23 protein-coding genes are annotated in these 17,046 nt (G+C 74.5%); 10 read left to right on the top strand and 13 right to left on the bottom strand.

The annotated features are described in order from the left end of the window. The first annotated feature begins 64 nt into the window (after positions 1-64). From ACPFP2_RS06670 to ACPFP2_RS06660, 3 genes are all read left to right on the top strand, one after another. The gene (locus ACPFP2_RS06670) at positions 65-727 is read left to right on the top strand and encodes a 5-formyltetrahydrofolate cyclo-ligase (RefSeq protein ID WP_424087153.1); all 663 of its coding nucleotides are present in this window, start codon (positions 65-67) and stop codon (positions 725-727) included. Positions 728-770: 43 nt separating this feature from the next. After that, the gene (locus tag ACPFP2_RS06665; protein WP_424087151.1) at positions 771-1,142 is read left to right on the top strand and encodes an FmdB family zinc ribbon protein; all 372 of its coding nucleotides are present in this window, start codon (positions 771-773) and stop codon (positions 1,140-1,142) included. Positions 1,143-1,434: 292 nt separating this feature from the next. Next, on the top strand, positions 1,435-2,022 hold the full coding sequence (locus ACPFP2_RS06660; protein WP_424087149.1) for a flagellar biosynthesis protein FlgA: 588 nt from the start codon (positions 1,435-1,437) through the stop codon (positions 2,020-2,022). Between the two features lie 54 nt (positions 2,023-2,076). Here the strand turns inward: ACPFP2_RS06660 and ACPFP2_RS06655 are convergent, their stop codons facing one another. Further along, entirely contained in the window at positions 2,077-2,247 is a 171-nt protein-coding gene (locus ACPFP2_RS06655; RefSeq protein ID WP_424087147.1) for a hypothetical protein, read from the bottom strand. Positions 2,248-2,392: 145 nt separating this feature from the next. Between ACPFP2_RS06655 and ACPFP2_RS06650 the strand changes: the two genes are divergently transcribed. Further along, positions 2,393-2,854 carry a hypothetical protein gene (locus ACPFP2_RS06650; RefSeq protein WP_424087145.1) on the top strand — a complete coding sequence of 154 codons (462 nt, stop codon included), beginning with the start codon at positions 2,393-2,395 and terminating at the stop codon, positions 2,852-2,854. Between the two features lie 21 nt (positions 2,855-2,875). On the opposite strand, the gene ACPFP2_RS06645 is transcribed toward ACPFP2_RS06650, so the two are convergent. Beyond that, positions 2,876-3,358 (bottom strand): DUF2231 domain-containing protein, encoded by a 483-nt coding sequence (locus ACPFP2_RS06645; RefSeq protein WP_424087143.1) that lies wholly within the window; start codon positions 3,356-3,358, stop codon positions 2,876-2,878. 233 nt (positions 3,359-3,591) lie between these two features. On the opposite strand from ACPFP2_RS06645, the gene ACPFP2_RS06640 reads away from it, so the two are divergent. Then, positions 3,592-4,020, top strand: a complete 429-nt coding sequence (locus tag ACPFP2_RS06640) for a Fur family transcriptional regulator (RefSeq protein ID WP_424087142.1) — start codon at positions 3,592-3,594, stop codon at positions 4,018-4,020. 123 nt (positions 4,021-4,143) lie between these two features. Then, positions 4,144-5,001 (top strand): oxygenase MpaB family protein, encoded by an 858-nt coding sequence (locus ACPFP2_RS06635; RefSeq protein WP_424087140.1) that lies wholly within the window; start codon positions 4,144-4,146, stop codon positions 4,999-5,001. A 62-nt stretch (positions 5,002-5,063) separates the two neighbouring features. Here ACPFP2_RS06635 and ACPFP2_RS06630 read toward each other — a convergent pair whose 3' ends face one another. From ACPFP2_RS06630 to ACPFP2_RS06580, 11 genes are all read right to left on the bottom strand, one after another. After that, entirely contained in the window at positions 5,064-5,900 is an 837-nt protein-coding gene (locus ACPFP2_RS06630) for a RecB family exonuclease (RefSeq protein WP_424087533.1), read from the bottom strand. A 100-nt stretch (positions 5,901-6,000) separates the two neighbouring features. Beyond that, positions 6,001-6,615, bottom strand: coding sequence for a MarC family protein (locus ACPFP2_RS06625; protein WP_424087138.1), 615 nt, complete (start codon positions 6,613-6,615; stop codon positions 6,001-6,003). Positions 6,616-6,655: 40 nt separating this feature from the next. Beyond that, positions 6,656-7,516 (bottom strand): PHP domain-containing protein, encoded by an 861-nt coding sequence (locus tag ACPFP2_RS06620; RefSeq protein WP_424087136.1) that lies wholly within the window; start codon positions 7,514-7,516, stop codon positions 6,656-6,658. 24 nt (positions 7,517-7,540) lie between these two features. Then, positions 7,541-8,716 (bottom strand): hypothetical protein, encoded by a 1,176-nt coding sequence (locus ACPFP2_RS06615; RefSeq protein ID WP_424087135.1) that lies wholly within the window; start codon positions 8,714-8,716, stop codon positions 7,541-7,543. Positions 8,717-8,772: 56 nt separating this feature from the next. Continuing rightward, on the bottom strand, positions 8,773-9,528 hold the full coding sequence (locus tag ACPFP2_RS06610) for a SigE family RNA polymerase sigma factor (RefSeq protein ID WP_424087133.1): 756 nt from the start codon (positions 9,526-9,528) through the stop codon (positions 8,773-8,775). Between the two features lie 104 nt (positions 9,529-9,632). Further along, complete coding sequence (locus ACPFP2_RS06605) at positions 9,633-10,499, bottom strand: PH domain-containing protein (protein ID WP_424087130.1); 867 nt, start codon at positions 10,497-10,499, stop codon at positions 9,633-9,635. 6 nt (positions 10,500-10,505) lie between these two features. Further along, positions 10,506-10,664 carry a hypothetical protein gene (locus ACPFP2_RS06600; RefSeq protein ID WP_007455302.1) on the bottom strand — a complete coding sequence of 53 codons (159 nt, stop codon included), beginning with the start codon at positions 10,662-10,664 and terminating at the stop codon, positions 10,506-10,508. 114 nt (positions 10,665-10,778) lie between these two features. Continuing rightward, positions 10,779-11,468: a DUF6758 family protein gene (locus ACPFP2_RS06595; RefSeq protein WP_424087127.1), complete on the bottom strand. Its 690-nt coding sequence runs from the start codon at positions 11,466-11,468 to the stop codon at positions 10,779-10,781. A gap of 188 nt (positions 11,469-11,656) precedes the next feature. Next, a complete protein-coding gene (locus ACPFP2_RS06590) occupies positions 11,657-12,280 on the bottom strand; it encodes a TrmH family RNA methyltransferase (RefSeq protein WP_424087125.1) in 624 nt (207 codons plus the stop codon). Between the two features lie 50 nt (positions 12,281-12,330). Beyond that, positions 12,331-12,819 (bottom strand): hypothetical protein, encoded by a 489-nt coding sequence (locus ACPFP2_RS06585; protein WP_424087123.1) that lies wholly within the window; start codon positions 12,817-12,819, stop codon positions 12,331-12,333. 101 nt (positions 12,820-12,920) lie between these two features. Next, the gene (locus ACPFP2_RS06580) at positions 12,921-13,436 is read right to left on the bottom strand and encodes a MaoC family dehydratase (protein WP_424087121.1); all 516 of its coding nucleotides are present in this window, start codon (positions 13,434-13,436) and stop codon (positions 12,921-12,923) included. A gap of 547 nt (positions 13,437-13,983) precedes the next feature. Between ACPFP2_RS06580 and trxA the strand changes: the two genes are divergently transcribed. The 4 genes from trxA (at position 13,984) to ACPFP2_RS06560 (ending at position 16,901) form a co-directional block, all read left to right on the top strand. Next, positions 13,984-14,346 carry a thioredoxin gene (trxA, locus tag ACPFP2_RS06575; RefSeq protein WP_088977286.1) on the top strand — a complete coding sequence of 121 codons (363 nt, stop codon included), beginning with the start codon at positions 13,984-13,986 and terminating at the stop codon, positions 14,344-14,346. A gap of 125 nt (positions 14,347-14,471) precedes the next feature. After that, on the top strand, positions 14,472-14,912 hold the full coding sequence (locus ACPFP2_RS06570; RefSeq protein ID WP_424087118.1) for a hypothetical protein: 441 nt from the start codon (positions 14,472-14,474) through the stop codon (positions 14,910-14,912). Continuing rightward, positions 14,909-15,820 (top strand): MFS transporter permease, encoded by a 912-nt coding sequence (locus ACPFP2_RS06565; RefSeq protein WP_424087116.1) that lies wholly within the window; start codon positions 14,909-14,911, stop codon positions 15,818-15,820. Before ACPFP2_RS06570 ends, ACPFP2_RS06565 begins: the two co-directional genes overlap by 4 nt. A 202-nt stretch (positions 15,821-16,022) precedes the next feature. After that, positions 16,023-16,901 (top strand): cellulose binding domain-containing protein, encoded by an 879-nt coding sequence (locus ACPFP2_RS06560; protein ID WP_424087115.1) that lies wholly within the window; start codon positions 16,023-16,025, stop codon positions 16,899-16,901. Positions 16,902-17,046 lie beyond the last annotated feature (145 nt).

Below are 17,046 nucleotides of genomic sequence, written 5' to 3'. Positions count from 1 at the left end.
CGGCCCGTTCCTGCGATGCTGACACAGAGCGACCGGTGGACAAGCGTTGCGTCAGGAGTGTTGCGTGACGGATTTTTCTGATGAGGCGGATTCGGCACACGAGGCGAAGCGGACGACCCGCGTCGCGCTGCTCGCCGCCCGCCGGGCGCTCACCGCCGACCAGCGCGCCGGGGCTGCGGCGTCCGTCCTGGCCGAGCTGGTCGATCTGGTACGCCGGCTACGGCCGCGCCGGATGACCGGGTACGTGCCGGTGGGCTCCGAGCCGGGTGGGCCGGACCTGCCGGAGGCGCTGCGCGGCGCGCTGCCCGCCGGGGGTGAGCTGCTGCTGCCGGTGCTCCGCGACGACCTGGACCTGGACTGGGCCGGGTACGCCGGGCCGGGCTCGCTGGTGGCCGCCGGACGCGGCATGCGCGAGCCCGACGGCCCCCGGCTGGGGCGTACGGCGGTCGGCGGGGCGGAGCTGGTGGTGGTGCCGGCGCTGGCGGTGGACCGGCGGGGCCTGCGGCTGGGCCGGGGCGGCGGCTCGTACGACCGGGCGCTGGCCCGGGTGCCGGCCTCGACCCTGACGGTGGCGCTGCTGCACGACGGGGAGCTTCTCGACGTGCTGCCCGCCCAGCCCCACGACCGTCCGGTCCGCGCCGTGATCACCCCGTCGGGCGGCCTGCGTACGCTGGGTGACGCGCCCGGTGTCGATCGCCACACGTCCGCTGGACGAACCTGGGTGTGATGACGCACCATTGGCACTCGAAGACGTCGAGTGCCAACCGGCCGTGCCAGATCCGGAGGAGAACGTGCCCACGTACCAGTACGCCTGCACCGCGTGCGGCCACCAGCTCGAGGCGGTGCAGTCCTTCTCTGACGAGCCGCTGACCGAGTGCCCCACGTGCGAGGGGCGGCTGCGCAAGCTCTTCAACTCGGTCGGCATCGTGTTCAAGGGCTCCGGCTTCTACCGCACCGACTCCCGCTCCTCCGGCTCGGAGACCACGAGCGGCAGCACCGCCACCAAGCCGGCGAAGACCGAGGGCAGCACCTCGTCGGACTCCTCGACGTCGTCGTCGAGCACGTCGTCGACCAGCGCCTCGGGCTCCTCGAACGGCGGGGCGGCCAAGGCCCCGGCCGCCAGCGCCGCCAGCTCCTCCTGACCGTCGCTCCGCCGAAAAGCCCCTGCCGCCCTCGGGCCGCAGGGGCTTTTCGGCGTACCCCGCCGGGCCCCGGTCCCCGGTCCCGGCACGGTGCGCCGAACCGGACAGTGTGTAGCACATCTCCCGCGCCGAGAGGCGTCGTCCACAGGCCCGCCGGTTGTCCACAGGCCCGGTGTCCGGGTGTCCGCCGACCCCCGCCGTCCGCCTAACGTCCGGGACGGACATCCGTGGACGGCGACGGCCGGCACGGTCGCAGTGGGCGTCGCCGACGGGCGGGGGCGGAGGTGGGGCCGTGGCCGGCAGTGCGACGGGCGGCTCGCTCGGGCCGGTGCGCCGGCCGCGCCTGCCCACCGGCGGGACACTGCTGCGGACCGGGCTGGTCGCCGCCCTGCTCGGGCTCGCCGTGCTCGTGCTGGACAGCGGGGAGAGCTGCCCCGGTCCGGGGCCGGCCGCGCCCGGCACGTCGGCCACCGCTCCCGTGCGACCGTCGGGTGTCACGGTGACGGAGGCGGGCGAGCGGACGGCCGGCGGAGCACCCACGGCAGGCCCGGCGGCCGGAGGTGGCACCGGGGTCGGTGGTGGCCGGCCGGGTGCCCTGCCGCTGCCGAGCGGGGCGGTGGGCGTACCGGTGCGGTTGGCGGAACCGGCGGCGCTCGCCGTGCTCCGGCCGGGCGCGCGGGTCGACCTGCTGGTCGTACCGGCCGGCCCGACGGGGGTCGAGGCGGTGCCGCTGGCGTCGGGGGCGCTGGTGCTGGACGTGGTCGGCGGCGACAGCGGGGACGGCTCGTCGGCGCTCTACCTGGCCCTCGGGCCGGACCAGGCGCGGCGCACGGTGGGCCAGCCGGAGGGGAGCCGCTTCACGGTCGTCGTCCGGGGCTGAGCCGTCGGGGCCGCGCACTCGACAGTCGCGCCGCCCGGTCATCAGCCGGGCAGGTCAGTCCCAGTGCGGGGGGCGCTCGGCGAGCAGCCACTCGTCGTTGCCGCCGCCTCGCTCACCCCAGCCGTGGTCGGTGTCGTCGACCGTCTGCTCGGGCAGCACCACGAAGTCCTCACTGAGGTCGACGGGGCGGTCGTCGTCGCGTACGCCCGGTTCCTGGGTGCTCACGAGCGGCAAGACTAGCTCAGCCGGGGCCCGGACCGGCGTACACCGGCAGACGCGGAACGCCGGTAACCCGGTCGCGTCAGGGGCGGGAAGGCCGTGGCGCGCGTCGGGGGGTGGGATCGCGGTGGCGTTGGTAGCGTCGGACGGCGTGACGACGCCCAGCGGTGCCAGCCACGAGGACGACTACTGGCGACGGCCGCCCGAGCACGTCCGGCCGACGTCCCCCACCCCCGCGCCGACCCCGTCGCCGGGACCCGGTGCCCCGGCTGCGTCCACGGACGGTCCCGGGCTCGGTGCGCCACCGGCCACACCCACCTCGCCCTCGCCCTGGGCGGCCCCGACGGACGTACCGGCGTCGGCGCCGGCCCCGCCCGTCCCGCCGTCCGGGGGCGGCTACGCCGGGCCGCCGCCGACCACCCCGCCGCCGCCCGGCTGGCGGCCACCGGTGCACCTGCAGGCCAACCCGCCCCGGACCCTGCCGCCCCAGGACATGGAGGCGATGGACGCGGCGGAGCAGCAGGCCCAGCGGCTCACCTACGTCGTCGGCGCGGTGGCCGGCGCGGTGCTGCTGGTCCTGCTCTGTCTGCTGTGCTCCCGGGCGCTGTTCTGAGCCACGCCCGGGAGCCGGATCTCAGAGCGTGTTGCCCCAGACCGACGCGGCACCCGTGTCACCGGTCAGGTAGACGTAGACCAGCGCGAAACCGGCCAGCACCACGATCACCCCGGTGAGCAGCCAGTTGACCCAGGACGGCAGACGCGGCGCGCGGAGCCGGCCACTGGTCGACGCCAGCAGCAGGAGCGCCGCCACGGCCAGCCCCACGGTGAGCCAGAGAGTCGTCTCGCCGTACCCGGAGTGCTCCTCGATCTTGGCGAGCAGCTCCGGCGGGTAGCCCTTGCCCTCCAGGAACTCCTCGAACGCCTCGCCCGACTCGGTCGCCACCCAGGTGATCACCGGGGTCACCACGGCGAGGATCGCCACCGCCCAGCCCAGCCGGGGCCGCCAGCGCGGCACCACCCCGTACGCGGCGGCGAGCAGCGCCAGCAGCGGGACGAACACCACCGCCGCATGGATCACCAGGATGTGCCCGGGCAGACCGTTGATCTCCTTGAACACCGACACCTCCGACGATCGACGCGGATCCGCCGCAGAAGCGTACGACCATCCATGCCTCCACGGCGCTATCGATCGGGTACACGCGACGGGCGGCGCGGCGGTTCAGCCCGGCGGGCGGCCCGAGGTTCAGCGCGGCGGTTCAGCGCGGATCGCGCCTCCACCTGCGCTGTGTCCGGGGCCACGCGCCACCGGGTTCGCTTGTCGCCCCGTAGCCGGCGTGCTGTCATTGCTGCATGTCCAGTGGCGAGCAACTGCTCCGGTCGAGGGGCCTGCGGGTCACCCGGCCGCGGCTCGCCGTGCTGGACGTGCTGGCCGCCGGTGGGCACCTGGAGGTCGACGAGATCACCCGCCGGGTTCGTGAGCGTCTCGACTCCGTCTCCACCCAGGCCGTGTACGACGTCCTCGGCGCGCTGTCCCGCGCCGACCTGGCCCGTCGGATCGAGCCGGCGGGCAGCCCCGCCCGCTACGAGGCCCGGACCGGCGACAACCACCACCACGTGGTGTGCCGGGGCTGCGGCCACATCGCCGACGTCGACTGCGCCGTCGGCGGCGCCCCCTGCCTCGATCCGAACACGGCACACGGCTTCGAGGTCGACGAGGCGGAAGTGACCTTCTGGGGCCTCTGCCCCACCTGCCAGGCCCAGCGCTCCGCCGACGTCTGACCCGCCGACACCGGCCCGGCGCAGTCCGACCCCGACGACACCGGGCCCCGTCGACACCGGGCCTTGCCGCGTCCGGCATCGCAGTCCCCGGTCGACGGGCGACCCGCGTGGCACTCTTGGGCGGTGGACTCCGACGACATCGGCCTCTTCGGTCCCGGATCGGTCACGTGGAAGGTGCACGACGAACCGGTCCTGATCGTCGCCGGCCTGCGCTCGCTCTACCTCCAGGCGCTGCATCCCCGGGCGATGGCCGGGGTGGCGCAGAACAGCAACTACCGCGCGGACGCCTGGGGCCGGCTCGTCCGTACCGCCACGTACGTCGGCACCGTCATCTACGGCACCACGGGCGAGGCGGAGGCGGCCGGGCGGCGGCTGCGCGCCCTGCACGCCCGGATGCGCGCCACCGACCCGGCCACCGGTGCGGAGTTCCGCATCGACGAACCGGACCTGCTGCGCTGGGTGCACGTCACCGAGGTGGAGTCGTTCGTCAGCACCGCCCGTCGGGCCGGGCTGTCGCTGACCGACGCCGAGGTGGACGGCTACTACGACGAGCAGCGGCGGGCCGCCGCGCTGGTGGGTCTCGACCCCGCCGACGTGCCGGGCAGCGCCGCCGAGGTGGCCGACTACTACCGGGCCGTCCGGCCGGAGCTGCGGATGACGAAGGAGGCGGCCGAGACCGCGCTGTTCCTGACCGCGCCGCCGATCCCGTGGAAGCTGAGCCTGCCGGCCCGGCTCGGGGTGAGCCTCGGGCCGCCACGGTGGGCGTACCTCGGTGTCGCCGGCACCGCGCTCGGGCTGCTGCCGCCCTGGGCGCTGCGGTTGTACGGCGGCCTGGGACTGCCCACCACCGCGCTCTCCGCCGACCTGAGCGTCCGCGCGCTGCGGCTGGTGCTGGCCGCGCTGCCGCGCGACTGGCGGGAGGGGCCGATGCAGCAGGCGGCCAAGGAACGGGCCGCCCGGCTCACCGCCACGGCCGCCTGACCGCACGCCGCCGGCTTCGGTCACGCCCCGACGCGGGGTCCGGCCCGGGCTGACCGCCGGGGTCAGTCGCCGGTCGGCGCGGCCGGGCGGTCCATGGCCGCCCACGGTTCCCGGGCCGGGGTCTGCGCGCCCGTCGGGCACACCCGACGGTAGTCGCACCAGCCGCAGCGCGGGCCGGCGACGGTCGGGAACGCCTCGTCGGGGTCGCTGCCGTCGGCGACCGCGCGTTCGGCGGCCATGATGTCGCGGGCGGTGTCCTCGGCGCGGGTGAGCTGCCGGGCCAGGGAGTCGGCGGTGTGCTCGTGTGCGGCGATCGTCCCGGTGGGCAGATGGTGCAGCTCCACCCGGCGGCACGGCCGGCGGAACGTCCGCTCGGCGGCGTACGCGTAGAGCGCCAGCGCCTGCGAGCCGCGTGCGTCGTCGCCGTCGAGCCCGCTGCGCCCGGTCTTGTAGTCGACGATGACCAACTCCGGCCCGTCCGGGCCGGGGCGGGAGTCGATCCGGTCGGCGCGGCCGTTGAAGGCCAGCACCGCCGTCTTCACCGCGACCACCCGCTCGACGCCGAGCGGGTCGACGCCCGGCTCCAGCGTCTCGACGTACGCCTCCAGCCAGCCGAGCGCCCGCCGGTACGCCTCGCGCTCCTGCTCGTCGTCCCGGTAGCCCTCGCGCACCCACGTCCCCTTCAGCAGACCGGCGAGGGCTTCCGGCCGGCGCCGGTCGGGGGTGAGCGCGTACCAGTTCTTCAGTGCGGTGTGGACGCTGGCGCCGAGCGAGTTGTGCGCCCACGGCGGCCCCTTCGGCGGGGCGGGGCGGTCGACGTAGGAGTAGCGGTAGCGGCGGGGGCAGTCCTCGTACGCCCCGAGTTTGCTGGGGGTGCAGACGAAGAGCCGCTCCGGCATGCCCTCGAAGCCGAGCTGCTCGGGTTGGCCGGACCGGGGACGGGGCGTTCGCACGGGACCGATCCTGCCACCCGCGTACGACAGCCCCGCACCGGCACGGCTAACCCATGTTGGCGTACTGGGTGACGAAGGCGGCGACCGCGTCGGCGATGAGCTGCACGGCGATGGCGGCCAGCAGCAGGCCGGCGATCCGGGTCAGCACCTCGATGCCGCCGGGGCGCAGGATCTTGACGATCCCGCCGGAGAAGCGCAGCACGATCCAGACCGCGAGCATCACCGCGACGATCGCGGCGGCGATGGCGGAGAACTGCCCCGCGCCGTCGGCCTGCTGCACGAAGAGCATGGTCGCCACGATCGCGCCGGGCCCGGCCAGCAGCGGGGTGCCCAGCGGCACCAGGGCGATGTTCGAGGTGACCTGCTGGCTGGGGTCGTCCGCCTTGCCGGTGAGCAGCTCCAACGCGACCAGCACCAGCAGCAGGCCGCCGGCCGCCTGCAACGCCGGCAGGTCCACGTGCAGGTAGTCGAGGAGCGTCTGGCCCGCCACCGCGAAGATCACGATGACGCCCAGCGCCAGCGCCACGGCCTGCCAGGCGGCCCGGTGGCGGTCACGGGCCGTCAGCGGGCCGGTCAGGGCGAGGAAGATCGGCATCATGCCCGGCGGGTCGACGATGACCAGCAGGGTCACGAAGACCTCGCCGAAGAGCTTGAGATCCACCGGGTAACGGTAGCCGCGCCGCCGGAGGCGGAAACGCGGATCAGCCGGAAGCGACGGGGGTCACCCCGCGCGCCTGCGCGACGATCCGCTTGTACGCCTCGACGGCGGTGGTGTGCGCGCCGAGCCGGACGCTCTTGTGCGTGCCGTGGAAGTCGGACGAGCCGGTGACCAGCAGGCCCAGTTCGGCGGCGAGGGCCCGTACGTGCGCGGCCTCGGCCGGGGAGTGGTCCTCGTGGTCGGCCTCCAGGCCGGCCAGCCCGGCGGCGGCCAGCGCGACGATCAGCTCGTCCGGCACGATCCGTCCACGCCGGGTCGCCCGGGGATGGGCGAAGACCGGTACGCCGCCGGCGGCCCGGACCAGCTCGACCGCCCGGAAGACGTCGATGTCGTCCTTCGGCAGCCGGTACCGCTCGCCCAGCCAGTCCGGCCCGAACGCCTCGGTGGTGCTGGCGACCAGGCCGGCCCGGATCAGCGCCGCCGCGATGTGCGGACGGCCGACCGTGCCACCGCCGGCGGCGGTGATGATCTCCGACCAGCTGATGTCGATCCCGTCGGCCTGGAGCAGCCGGACGATCCGCTCGCCGCGCACCTCCCGGGCGGCCCGGACCCGGGCCAGTTCGTCGACCAGCTCCGGGTGGCCGGGGTCGAAGAGGTACGCCAGCAGGTGCAGCGGCACCGCCGGCTCGACCCCGTGCCACCGGCAGGAGATCTCCGCGCCGCGGACCAGGGTGAGGCCGGGCGGGAGGGCGCGCACGGCGGCGTCCCAGCCGCCGGTGGTGTCGTGGTCGGTGATCGCGACGACGTCCAGGCCGGCGTCGGCGGCGGCTCGCACCAGCTCGACCGGGGTCAGGGTGCCGTCGCTGGCGGTGGAGTGGGCGTGCAGGTCGATCACCGGGGTCACGCTCCGACGCTACCGTCCGACCGCTCAGGATCCGCCGGTGACCACGACGGGCCGGTCCCCGGCGGTGACACCGCTCAGCAGGGTCGAGGAGGCGCGTTCCCCGGCCACCGTGCGCTCGGGGCGGACCCGGGCCAACACCCCGCCCCGGTCGACGTAGGTGGCGACGGTCGAGCCGGTCCACGCCACCGCGCCGCTGACGGCCGGACCGGCGGCCCGGGCGGTGAGGCCCGGGCTGGCCAGGTCGACCAGCAGGGCGCCGCCCGTGCCGCCGAGGCCGTTGACCAGCAGCCAGCGGCCGTCGGCGGAGACCGCGCCGAGGCCGTCGCCGGTCAGGGCGGGCCCGCAGCCGGTGCGGCCCGGCTCCAGCGTCGCCGGGTCGAGCAGGGCCAGGCAGGACCGGCGGGAGTCGTCGGCGGGCACCCGGGCGGCGAGCCGGCCGTCGGGCAGCACGCCGTAGACGTCGAGGACGCCCCGGTCACCGGCGGGCAGCGGCCCCGGGCCCGGCTGCCAGATCAGGTGCCCCCCGTCGCGGGCGCGCACCAGCAGGCGGTCGCCGACGAAGCGGACCGGCGCCGCGCCGGCCGCGTTGGGGGTGCCGGTGGCGGCGACGAGCTGCCGCCCGACGAGGCCGGCCACGAAGAGCCCGTCGCCGTCGCGCCAGCCCACCCGCCGCCCGTCGGGGGTCAGGGCGATCTCCTCCGCGCCGGCCAGCAGCACCTGCGGCGACTCGCCCGGGGGTACGACCCACAGGGTGCGGCCGCCCGGTGTCCGCGCGGAGACCACCAGCCAGCCGCCGCGCTCGGGCAGCCGCTGGGCCCGCTCGACCGGGCCGAGTCCCAGGTCGTGCCGTTTACCGTCGGCGGTGAGCAGGGCGCCGCCGACGATGAGTTCGGCCTGGCCGTCGGCCGGTGGGGAGTCGGGCGCGGGGGCGACCGGCCAGGAGGCGGAGACGGTCGGACCGCCGAGCACCACGACGGGGGTGCTGACCCGGCCGGGGTGCTCACCGAGCTGGGCCATCCCGGCGGTGAGCGCCGAGGTGGCGACCACGGCGAGGCTGATGCCGGTCAGCGTGCGCCGGCGTCGGATGCGCCGGGCCTGCCGGATCGCCAGCCCGGCCGGGTCGACGGCCAGCGGCGGGGGCGCGGCGACCCGGCGGGAGAGGGTCTCCCGCAGCGCACCTTCCAGGTCGTCGCGTGTCACAGCTGTGGAACGCTCCGGGCCGCCGGTCTGGTTGTCCGCCCGTGCGGAGGTGGGCGTCATCGTGACTTCCCGCCGACCGCCGCGGTGCGGGTCCGGCCGGCTCCGACCGGCGGCGCGCCGACGGGCCGCCCGCCGTGGGCCGGGACCGGCGCGGGCGTACCGCGCCCGTCCTGGTTGGCCGGGTCGGGGGTGGCCGGGCGGCCCTGCCGCGGCGGCTGCGGGGGTACGACCGGGGCGCTGGACCGCGCCCGGGCGCGTTGCGGGGCCGGGGTCGGCGCGGGGGTGCTGGCCCGCCGCTCGTCCGGCAGTTCCAGGGCCGCCTCCTCGCCGAGCCGGCGGCGCAGCGTGGCCAGGGCCCGGGAGGTCTGGCTCTTCACCGTGCCCGGCGAGATCTCCAGCAGGGCGGCGGTCTGCGCCTCGGACATGTCCTCGTAGTAGCGGAGCACCAGCACCGCCCGTTGCCGGGAGGGCAGCGCGCTCAGGTGCCGCCAGAGGACGTCCCGGTCGAGTTGCTGCGCGATCTCGTCGACGCCGGCCCGCTCGGGCAGCACCTCGGTGGGGCGTTCACCGTGCCAGCGCCGCCGCCACCAACTGGTGGAGGTGTTGACCATGACCCGGCGGGCGTACGGCTCGACGGCCTCGATCCCGCCGAGCCGCTTCCAGGCCAGGTACGTCTTGGTGAGCGCGGTCTGGAGCAGGTCCTCGGCGGTGGCCCAGTCCCCGGCCAGCAGGTACGCGGTGCGCAGCAGGGCGCCGGAGCGAGCCGCGACGAACTCGCGGAACTCCTCCTCCAGCGGGTCCCGCTCGCCCACCGCTCACCTCCGTGCCCCTGTCGTCCCTGGCAGGGTGCCATGAACCCGGCGGCGGGGTCGACGGCGAATGGTTCGCAGTTCCTCCGACGGACGGACGAAAACCTTCAGGCGCCGTCGTCGGCCTTCGCCTCGTCGGCCTCCTTGCCCAGCCGCGCCTCGACCGCCTGCGGCTCGTACATCTCCTCGACGACGCGCAGGTACAGCTCGTTCGGGTTGGGCAGGTTCTTGATCTCGCGCAGCGCCTGCTCCTGACCGGCGGACTCCAGCACGAAGGTGCCGTAGTTGAGCGCGCGGCCGGTCGGGGACTGCTCGTACTTCATGTCGGTGACCCGGGTCAGCGGCATCATGGCCACCTTTCGGGTGATGATGCCGTTGACCACCATGACCCGCTTGTTGGTCAGGATGAAGCGGTCGTACCACCAGTCGGCGACCTTCCAGGCCACCCAGCCCATCACCGCGAACCAGAGCAGCACCGCGATGGTGGTGAGGGCGCCGACGTCCTGACCGGCGAGGAAGCCGGAGAGGTAGCCGAGCACGAAGGTCGCGGCGATGCCCACGATGATCGGCGTGGTGAGGTGGATCCAGTGCCGCTTCCACTCGCCCCGGTAGCGCTCCGTGGGGAAGAGGTAACGGGCGACCAGCGAACTGGGCTCGTCCTCCAGCGGCAGCACCCGGCGGGGGGCCATGCCCTGCGCGTCGGCGCGCAGGCCGGCCAGCTCCTCTTCGGAGATGGTCGGGGGCTGGTCGGGGTCACCCACCCAGGCCCGCCCGGAGCGGCCCTCGCCCGGATAGCCGGGGCCGGGGCCGTAACCGACGTCGTCGGAGAGGAACGGACCGTCCGACATGCCCGGACCGGGTCCGGGGTTCGGCGCGTCGTCGGGCCGGTACCTCGGGATCGGTTCGGTGTCCCGCTCCCGACGCTCCCGGTCCGGGTCGTCGGGGTCGAAGGGGGGTCCGGAGGGGCTGCCCATCGACGGTTAGGCGACCAGGCTGGTGAAGAAGTCGCCGAAGCCCTGGGCGATGTCCATGATGCCGCCGCCGAGCGACTTGAAGACGTCCGCGGCGGAGTTGGGCCGGTACGCGACAAAGAAGATCAAGAACGCGATGCCGGCCCAGGTGAGGACCTTCTTGACCATAGCGGGCCATCCTCTCGCGCGGCGCCGGGTCCGATTACCGCAGCGGCACCCAGAGTATCAGTCTGGTGTCGTACAGTGAATATCTGCGTCCGTTCCCCGACAAGCCCGGCAGGCTCACGCCTTGCCGTGCAGATACGGGGACGGTGCGCCGTACACGAGCTCGGGCGGAGTCCACTCGGTGAGGTCGTGCAGGACGACATCTTCCGCGAGGAGGTGACCCGCGCTCGCCGGCCAGGCTATCGCATGGAGCCACATTCCCCGAGCCTCGCCGGCGTACGCGCTTCGATCCGTGGCCGAATCCACGAGCCACAGTGGAGTCGGATGTCCGGCCACCTTGATCCGGGCGGGCTCGACGTGCTCCGGGTGGCCGAGACCCGGCCCCGGCCCGGTCAGCGCCTCGGCGAGTTCCGGCCCCGGGTCCGGTCCGGACACTCCGGCGAAGCGGGTGCCCAGCCCGACGCCCGGCTCCTCGGCCACCAGGACCAGGTCGGCGGGTCCACCGCCGAGCGGCGCCGGCCCGGCGCAGGCGACCGCGGTGGCCCGCACCCCGGTGGCGTCGTCGCCGGCCCAGGCGACCCCGGTGACCGTCCAACCCGGCGGCAGCGGCCACGGGCACCACAGCGGCACGCCGGGCCGCTCCGCCGCCCCGTCGGCGGCGACCCGGTCGACCACGCTCGCCACGATCTGGCCGTCGATGTGCTCGGGCACGTGCAGCGGCGCGACCGGCCCGCACCGCACGCAGCGGGACTCGGCGTGCATCAGGTCCGGAGTCCGCACCGGCCCACCGCATCTGGGACAACTCACCACGACACTCACCACCCCACCGTCACCCCACCACCGGGCGTCGTCAAGCGGAGCGGCCGTTTCCACCGCTCACGGGACCACCCACGGCCGAGGGGACGGCCGACCCGGCACGGAAGGTGACGATCATCACGCGGACCGTGACGCCGGCCGACCGGGCGCTCCGGGCAGGCGGAGCCGGTGGGTGGTCGTCAGGCCGGCGGTGGGCCGGCGTGGGCACGGATCCAGGCGTGCATGGCGATGCCGCTGGCCACCCCGGCGTTGATCGACCGGGTCGAGCCGTACTGGGCGATCGAGAAGAGCTGGTCGCAGGCGGCACGGGCCGGGTCGGAGAGGCCGGGCCCCTCCTGGCCGAACAGCAGCACGCACCGCCGGGGCAGGGTGGTGGTCTCCAACGGCCGGGAGCCCGGGAGGTTGTCGATGCCCACCACGAACAGGCCCGCCCCGGCCGCCCAACCGACGAACTCCTCGATCGTCGGGTGGTGCCGGACGTGCTGGTAGCGGTCGGTCACCATGGCGCCCCGCCGGTTCCAGCGGCGCAGCCCCACGATGTGCACCTCGGCGGCGAGGAAGGCGTTGGCGTTGCGGACCACGGTGCCGATGTTGAAGTCGTGCTGCCAGTTCTCGATCGCCACGTGGAAGTCGTGCCGGCGCTCGTCGAGGTCCGCGACGACGGCCTCCCGCCGCCAGTACCGGTAGCGGTCGACCACGTTGCGCCGGTCGCCGTGGGCGAGCAGCTCCGGGTCGTACCGGGGGTCGTCCGGCAGGTCGCCGGGCCAGGGGCCGACCCCCACGTCGAGCTGATCCTCGGTCACGGTCACAAGAGGGTACGCAGCGTCGGACGAGGGCCCGACGCCACCTGCGGTCACCGCAGTTCCAGGGCACCGCCGAGCCGCGCCAGGAAGCGGCGGTCGGCGGGGCCGGTGAGGTCACCGGCATGGCACACCCGGGCGGCCACCGACTCCAGCCACTGCCGGTACGCGGCCGAGTCGGCCGGGTCGGCGCGCCGGCGCAGCACCCGTACCGCCGCCCGGCAGGCGGCCAGCAGGTCCACCAGGTCGGCGAGGCGATCGGCCGGGGCCGGCGCGCCGTCGTGCCGGGCGTAGATCGCCGCGACGACGGCGCGGACGAGATCACTGTCGAAGGCCCGGCCGGCGGCGACCGCGTCGAGTCCGGCGAGTCCGGCGGCCACACCACGGGGCGGACGCCCCGGGGCGGGCGAGGCGGCGGCCACGAGCACCCGGCCGGGCAGGGTGGTCAGCAGGTCCCACTCGGCGGCGGAGTAGACGGCGGTGGTCAGCGGTGCGGCACGGCGTCCGGCAGAGGGCGGCTCTCCGGCGAGGGAGTGGCTCATCTGAAGACCTCCGGCGTCAGCATAAGCCGCCGGGAGCAGCACGGGCCCCGTCCCCGCCGGTTCCGGCGGGGACGGGGCCCGTGGTGACGCGGGGACCGCGCTCAGCGGGGCTCGGGGAAGCTGGGCCGCTCCGGGTCGACACCGTCGGGCGCCGCCGCGGCGGCGTACTCCTTCTTGGGGACCATGACCTTGCGGCGGAAGACGCAGACCATGGTGCCGTCCTGGTTGTAGCCGCGGGTCTCCACCGACACGACGCCCCGGTCCGGCTTCGAGCCGGACTCGCGCTTGTCGAGCACGGTGGTCTCGCCGTAGATGGTGTCGCCGTGGAAGGTCGGTGCCACGTGCCGCAGCGACTCGACCTCCAGGTTGGCGATCGCCTTGCCGCTGACGTCCGGCACGGACATGCCCAGGAGCAGCGAGTAGATGTAGTTGCCGACCACGACGTTGCGCTTGAAGTGGGTCGCCGACTCGGCGTAGTGGGCGTCCATGTGCAACGGGTGGTGGTTCATGGTGAGCAGGCAGAAGAGGTGGTCGTCGTACTCGGTGACGGTCTTGCCCGGCCAGTGCCGGTAGACCGCGCCGACCTCGAACTCCTCGTAGTAGCGGCCGAACTGCATCCTGGTCCCCTTCGACGGGCGGCGACGAGTTCGCCACAGCATGCCTTACCGCTTGTTAAGGAGACACCGGGGGCGCTGGCCGGGCGGAAATGTCACACCGGGCGCCGCCTGGGGGGAGACGCAATGAGCGGCGGGGCCCTCCCCGGCACCCGCCGCCCACGCTCTGATGCCCAAGATTCTGCCGTACGACCACGACGTACCGACAGAGATGGACATCACATTTATCTTTTTGTTACATCACTCTGAGTGATGACCACACTGGACAAAAGCGATCTACGCAGGCCGGATCCCCGCTTGTCAACCCCCAAGTTACTGATTCGTAGCCTTCCATCGTGCGGATCTCCTTGGAAACGCTCCCATCACGTCACGTTACGCAAGTGCGTGATGCATTTGCGTTCCGCACTACGGGACCGACAGATGTGTCTCGATGGAGCCGCAGGCCCGGACCACGGGCGTCGTCCGGTTTCGGCCCTCCCGGGTCGGGAATTGAACCGGGACGGCCCTGGTTCTACGGGACGGAAACAATCCGCGCTGATCGGAGAGTGCAATGGCAACGGTTGAGCTGACCACGGCCAACTTCGACGAGGTGACCGAGAGCGACGGCATCGTGCTCGTCGACTTCTGGGCCGAGTGGTGCGGCCCGTGCAAGCGGTTCGCCCCGGTCTACGAGCGCTCCTCGCAGAAGCACCCGGACATCGTCTTCGGCAAGGTCGACACCGAGGCGCAGCAGGAGCTGGGCGCCAAGTTCGACATCCGCTCGATCCCGACGATCATGGCGATCCGGGACGGCGTGATCGTCTTCGCCCAGCCGGGCGCGCTGCCCGAGTCGGCCCTGGAGAATCTGATCGAGCAGGTCCGGGCGCTGGACATGGACGACGTGCGCAAGCAGCTGTCCGAACACAAGCACTGAGCACACCGACCCCGGCCGGGCCCGCCGCACCGCGGGCCCGGCCGTCGTCGTGCCCGCCGACACGCGGATCGGTAACGGTTCACGCGAGCACGCCCGGGCACCCCGATCCCGTATCGTCACGATCCGTGGAGACGCTGACCTCGCACGGTCACACGGCCCGGCTGGGGGCCACCGCGCTCGGCCTCGCGCTGCTGCTCGCGGGCACGGTCGGGGGCGTCGACGACCACTTCCCGTTCGGGCCCTTCCGGATGTACTCCACCTCGGAGCCGGCGGACGCCCCGGCCCCCGACACCCGCGTCGAGGGCATGGACCGCACCGGCGCCGTGGTCGCGCTCGGCCAGGACGCCACCGGCATCCGCCGGGCCGAGATCGAGGGCCAGCAGGACCGCTACGCCGCCCACCCGGGCCGACTGCGCCAGGTCGCCGAGGCGTACGCCGAACGCCACCCCGGCGCCCCCGAACTGGTCGAGGTGCGGATCGTGATCCGCTGGTACGGCATCCGCCAGGGCCGCCCGACCGGCACCTGGACCGACGAGACCGCCGTACGCTGGCAGGCGTCCCGATGATCCGGTGGCTGACCGAGCCGGTCCCCCGCGGCCGGGTCGCCGCCTTCCGCACCCTGGTCTACCTCTTCGTCGCCGCCGATCTGGTGATCTTCACACCCTGGGTACGCACCCGGGTCGACGTCCCCGGCGAGCTCTACCAGCCGCTGCTGATCGGCCGGCTGCTGCCGCTGCCGACCCCGACGCCGGGGCTGGTCGCGGCGGTCTTCTGGGCCCTGCTCGCGTTCGCCCTGCTCGCCGCCACCGGCCGCGCTCCCCGGCTGCTCGGCTGGACGGTGTTCGCGCTCTACTTCGAGTGGATGATCGTCGCGATGAGCTACGGGAAGGTCGACCACGACCGTTTCGCGCTCCTCGTCGCGCTGGCCGCCCTGCCCACCGCCGGCCGGGCCCGACACGGGGACCCGACCCGCTCCGAGGCCGGCGGGTGGGCGCTGCGGGTCACCCAGATCGCGGTGATCTGCACGTACTTCCTGGCCGCCTGGGCCAAGCTGCGCTTCGGCGGGCCGGACTGGGCGACCGGGTCGGTGCTCGCCCGGGCGATCATCCGGCGCGGCACCGACCTGGCCGACCTGATCGCCCAGGTGCCGTACCTGCTGATCGTGGCCCAGTTCGGCATCCTCGCCTTCGAGCTGCTCAGCCCACTGGTGTTCCTGCTCCCGGAACGCTGGCGGCACGCCACGATCGGCTTCTTCTACTCGTTCCACCTGGTCACCATCGCGACGATCACCATCTCGTTCGCCCCGCACCTGGTGGCGATGACCAGCTTCCTGCCGCTGGAGAAGCTCCGCCCGCTCGACCGGCTGCGCCGGCTCCGTCGGCGGCATCCGGAGGGCCCGGTCGACCAGCCGGACGGGCAGCCCCTCACCACCGCGACCGACGACCGGCGCGCCACGCCGCTGCCCCAGCCCTAGCGTCGGACCCGCCGCGCGGTCCCGATGCTCCCCGCCCGGCGCACCGGGATCGACCTGCACCGATCCGGCGGCGGAACGCGCCAACGGGTCCGGAGCCGCCGTGTCGCCTCCCGGCCACGGAGACCGCCGCCGATCCACGCCCGCCCCCGGGGACCCGTCCGGGGGGCCGCTGGCCGTACTGTCGCGGGCGGGACCGATCGATGTGCCGCAGCCGCCGACGCACGCCGACGCGTCCCGGGAACTGCTCCAGACGCTGCTCACCGTGCTGCGGGCACGGTGGGCGTCCGGCCCGGCCGGACCGAGGCACCCGACGGGAGAGCCTGTGCAGACGACGTCGCTCCGACCACGGCGTACCAAGGCGGTCGTCGTGCTGGACCTCGCCGCCACGGTGCCCACGGCGATCCGGCGGGCCCTCACCGGCCGGGGCGACGGCTCACGCCTGCTCGGCTGGTCGGTGCTCGCCGTGCTGGCCTTGGTGGTCGCGGCGGTGCTGCTGGTGGCCTCGGTGCTGCGGGACCCGGAGCGGCTGGCGCCGGCGGCCCAGGACCCGGCCCCGCCCGGCGGGGCGGTGATCGTGCCGGAGCCGGTCGGGACGCGGGGCACCGCGGAGCCCACCACCTCCACGCCGTCGGCCTCCCCCCGCCCGTCCGTCGGGCCGCGACGGACGGCCACCGCGAGCCCGTCGCCCGTCACGACGCCGGGCGGTACGCCGGACGGCACGGCGCCGTCGCGCCCGTCGAGGCCCGCACCGGCGGCGCTCGGCGCCGACTTCGTGATCGAGAGCCCTCAACTGCTCAGCTACGGCGCCGCCGTGACGATCAGCAACCCGGGGTCCGTCCCGGTGACCGGTTGGACGCTGGTCGTGACGCTGCCCCGGGACTCCCTCGACGTCACCCACGTCGACGGCGCGTCCGCCACCCGCAACGGTGCGACCTGGACGTTCGCCCCGGACGGCACGACCGGCCAGGTGGCCGGGCAGGCTCAGGTCCGGGTGACCTTCCGGGTGACCGGGCCACCGCAGACCTCCGCGCCGACGGCCTGCGCCGTCGACGGGGCCCCCTGCGGCGGCGTCACCGGCTGACGGCCGTTCCGCGGTCGGTCACGGCGGCTGACGGCGGTTTCGCCGTCGGTCACGGCCGACGCACGACCTTGTCGCGGTCGGTCGTCCGCCGCGTCGGCCGTTCTGGGCACGCCGCGCCGGCCGGCTGCAGCGCGCGGGGCGGCCG

Origin of the sequence: Micromonospora citrea, assembly GCF_049629545.1 — a bacterium.
Classification (GTDB): domain Bacteria; phylum Actinomycetota; class Actinomycetes; order Mycobacteriales; family Micromonosporaceae; genus Micromonospora; species Micromonospora citrea_A.
The sequence above is the reverse complement of the archived record's forward strand: the minus strand, read 5'-3'. Positions and strand labels throughout refer to the sequence as shown.

Excerpts from the sequence above, each read along its gene's own strand:
- ACPFP2_RS06640 (WP_424087142.1), top strand. The coding sequence starts at position 3,592 with ATGTCCAGTGGCGAGCAACTGCTCCGGTCGAGGGGCCTGCGGGTCACC.
- ACPFP2_RS06630 (WP_424087533.1), bottom strand. The coding sequence starts at position 5,900 with ATGCCGGAGCGGCTCTTCGTCTGCACCCCCAGCAAACTCGGGGCGTAC.
- ACPFP2_RS06605 (WP_424087130.1), bottom strand. The coding sequence starts at position 10,499 with ATGGGCAGCCCCTCCGGACCCCCCTTCGACCCCGACGACCCGGACCGG.
- ACPFP2_RS06600 (WP_007455302.1), bottom strand. The coding sequence starts at position 10,664 with ATGGTCAAGAAGGTCCTCACCTGGGCCGGCATCGCGTTCTTGATCTTC.
- ACPFP2_RS06585 (WP_424087123.1), bottom strand. The coding sequence starts at position 12,819 with ATGAGCCACTCCCTCGCCGGAGAGCCGCCCTCTGCCGGACGCCGTGCC.
- ACPFP2_RS06580 (WP_424087121.1), bottom strand. The coding sequence starts at position 13,436 with ATGCAGTTCGGCCGCTACTACGAGGAGTTCGAGGTCGGCGCGGTCTAC.
- trxA (WP_088977286.1), top strand. The coding sequence starts at position 13,984 with ATGGCAACGGTTGAGCTGACCACGGCCAACTTCGACGAGGTGACCGAG.
- ACPFP2_RS06565 (WP_424087116.1), top strand. The coding sequence starts at position 14,909 with ATGATCCGGTGGCTGACCGAGCCGGTCCCCCGCGGCCGGGTCGCCGCC.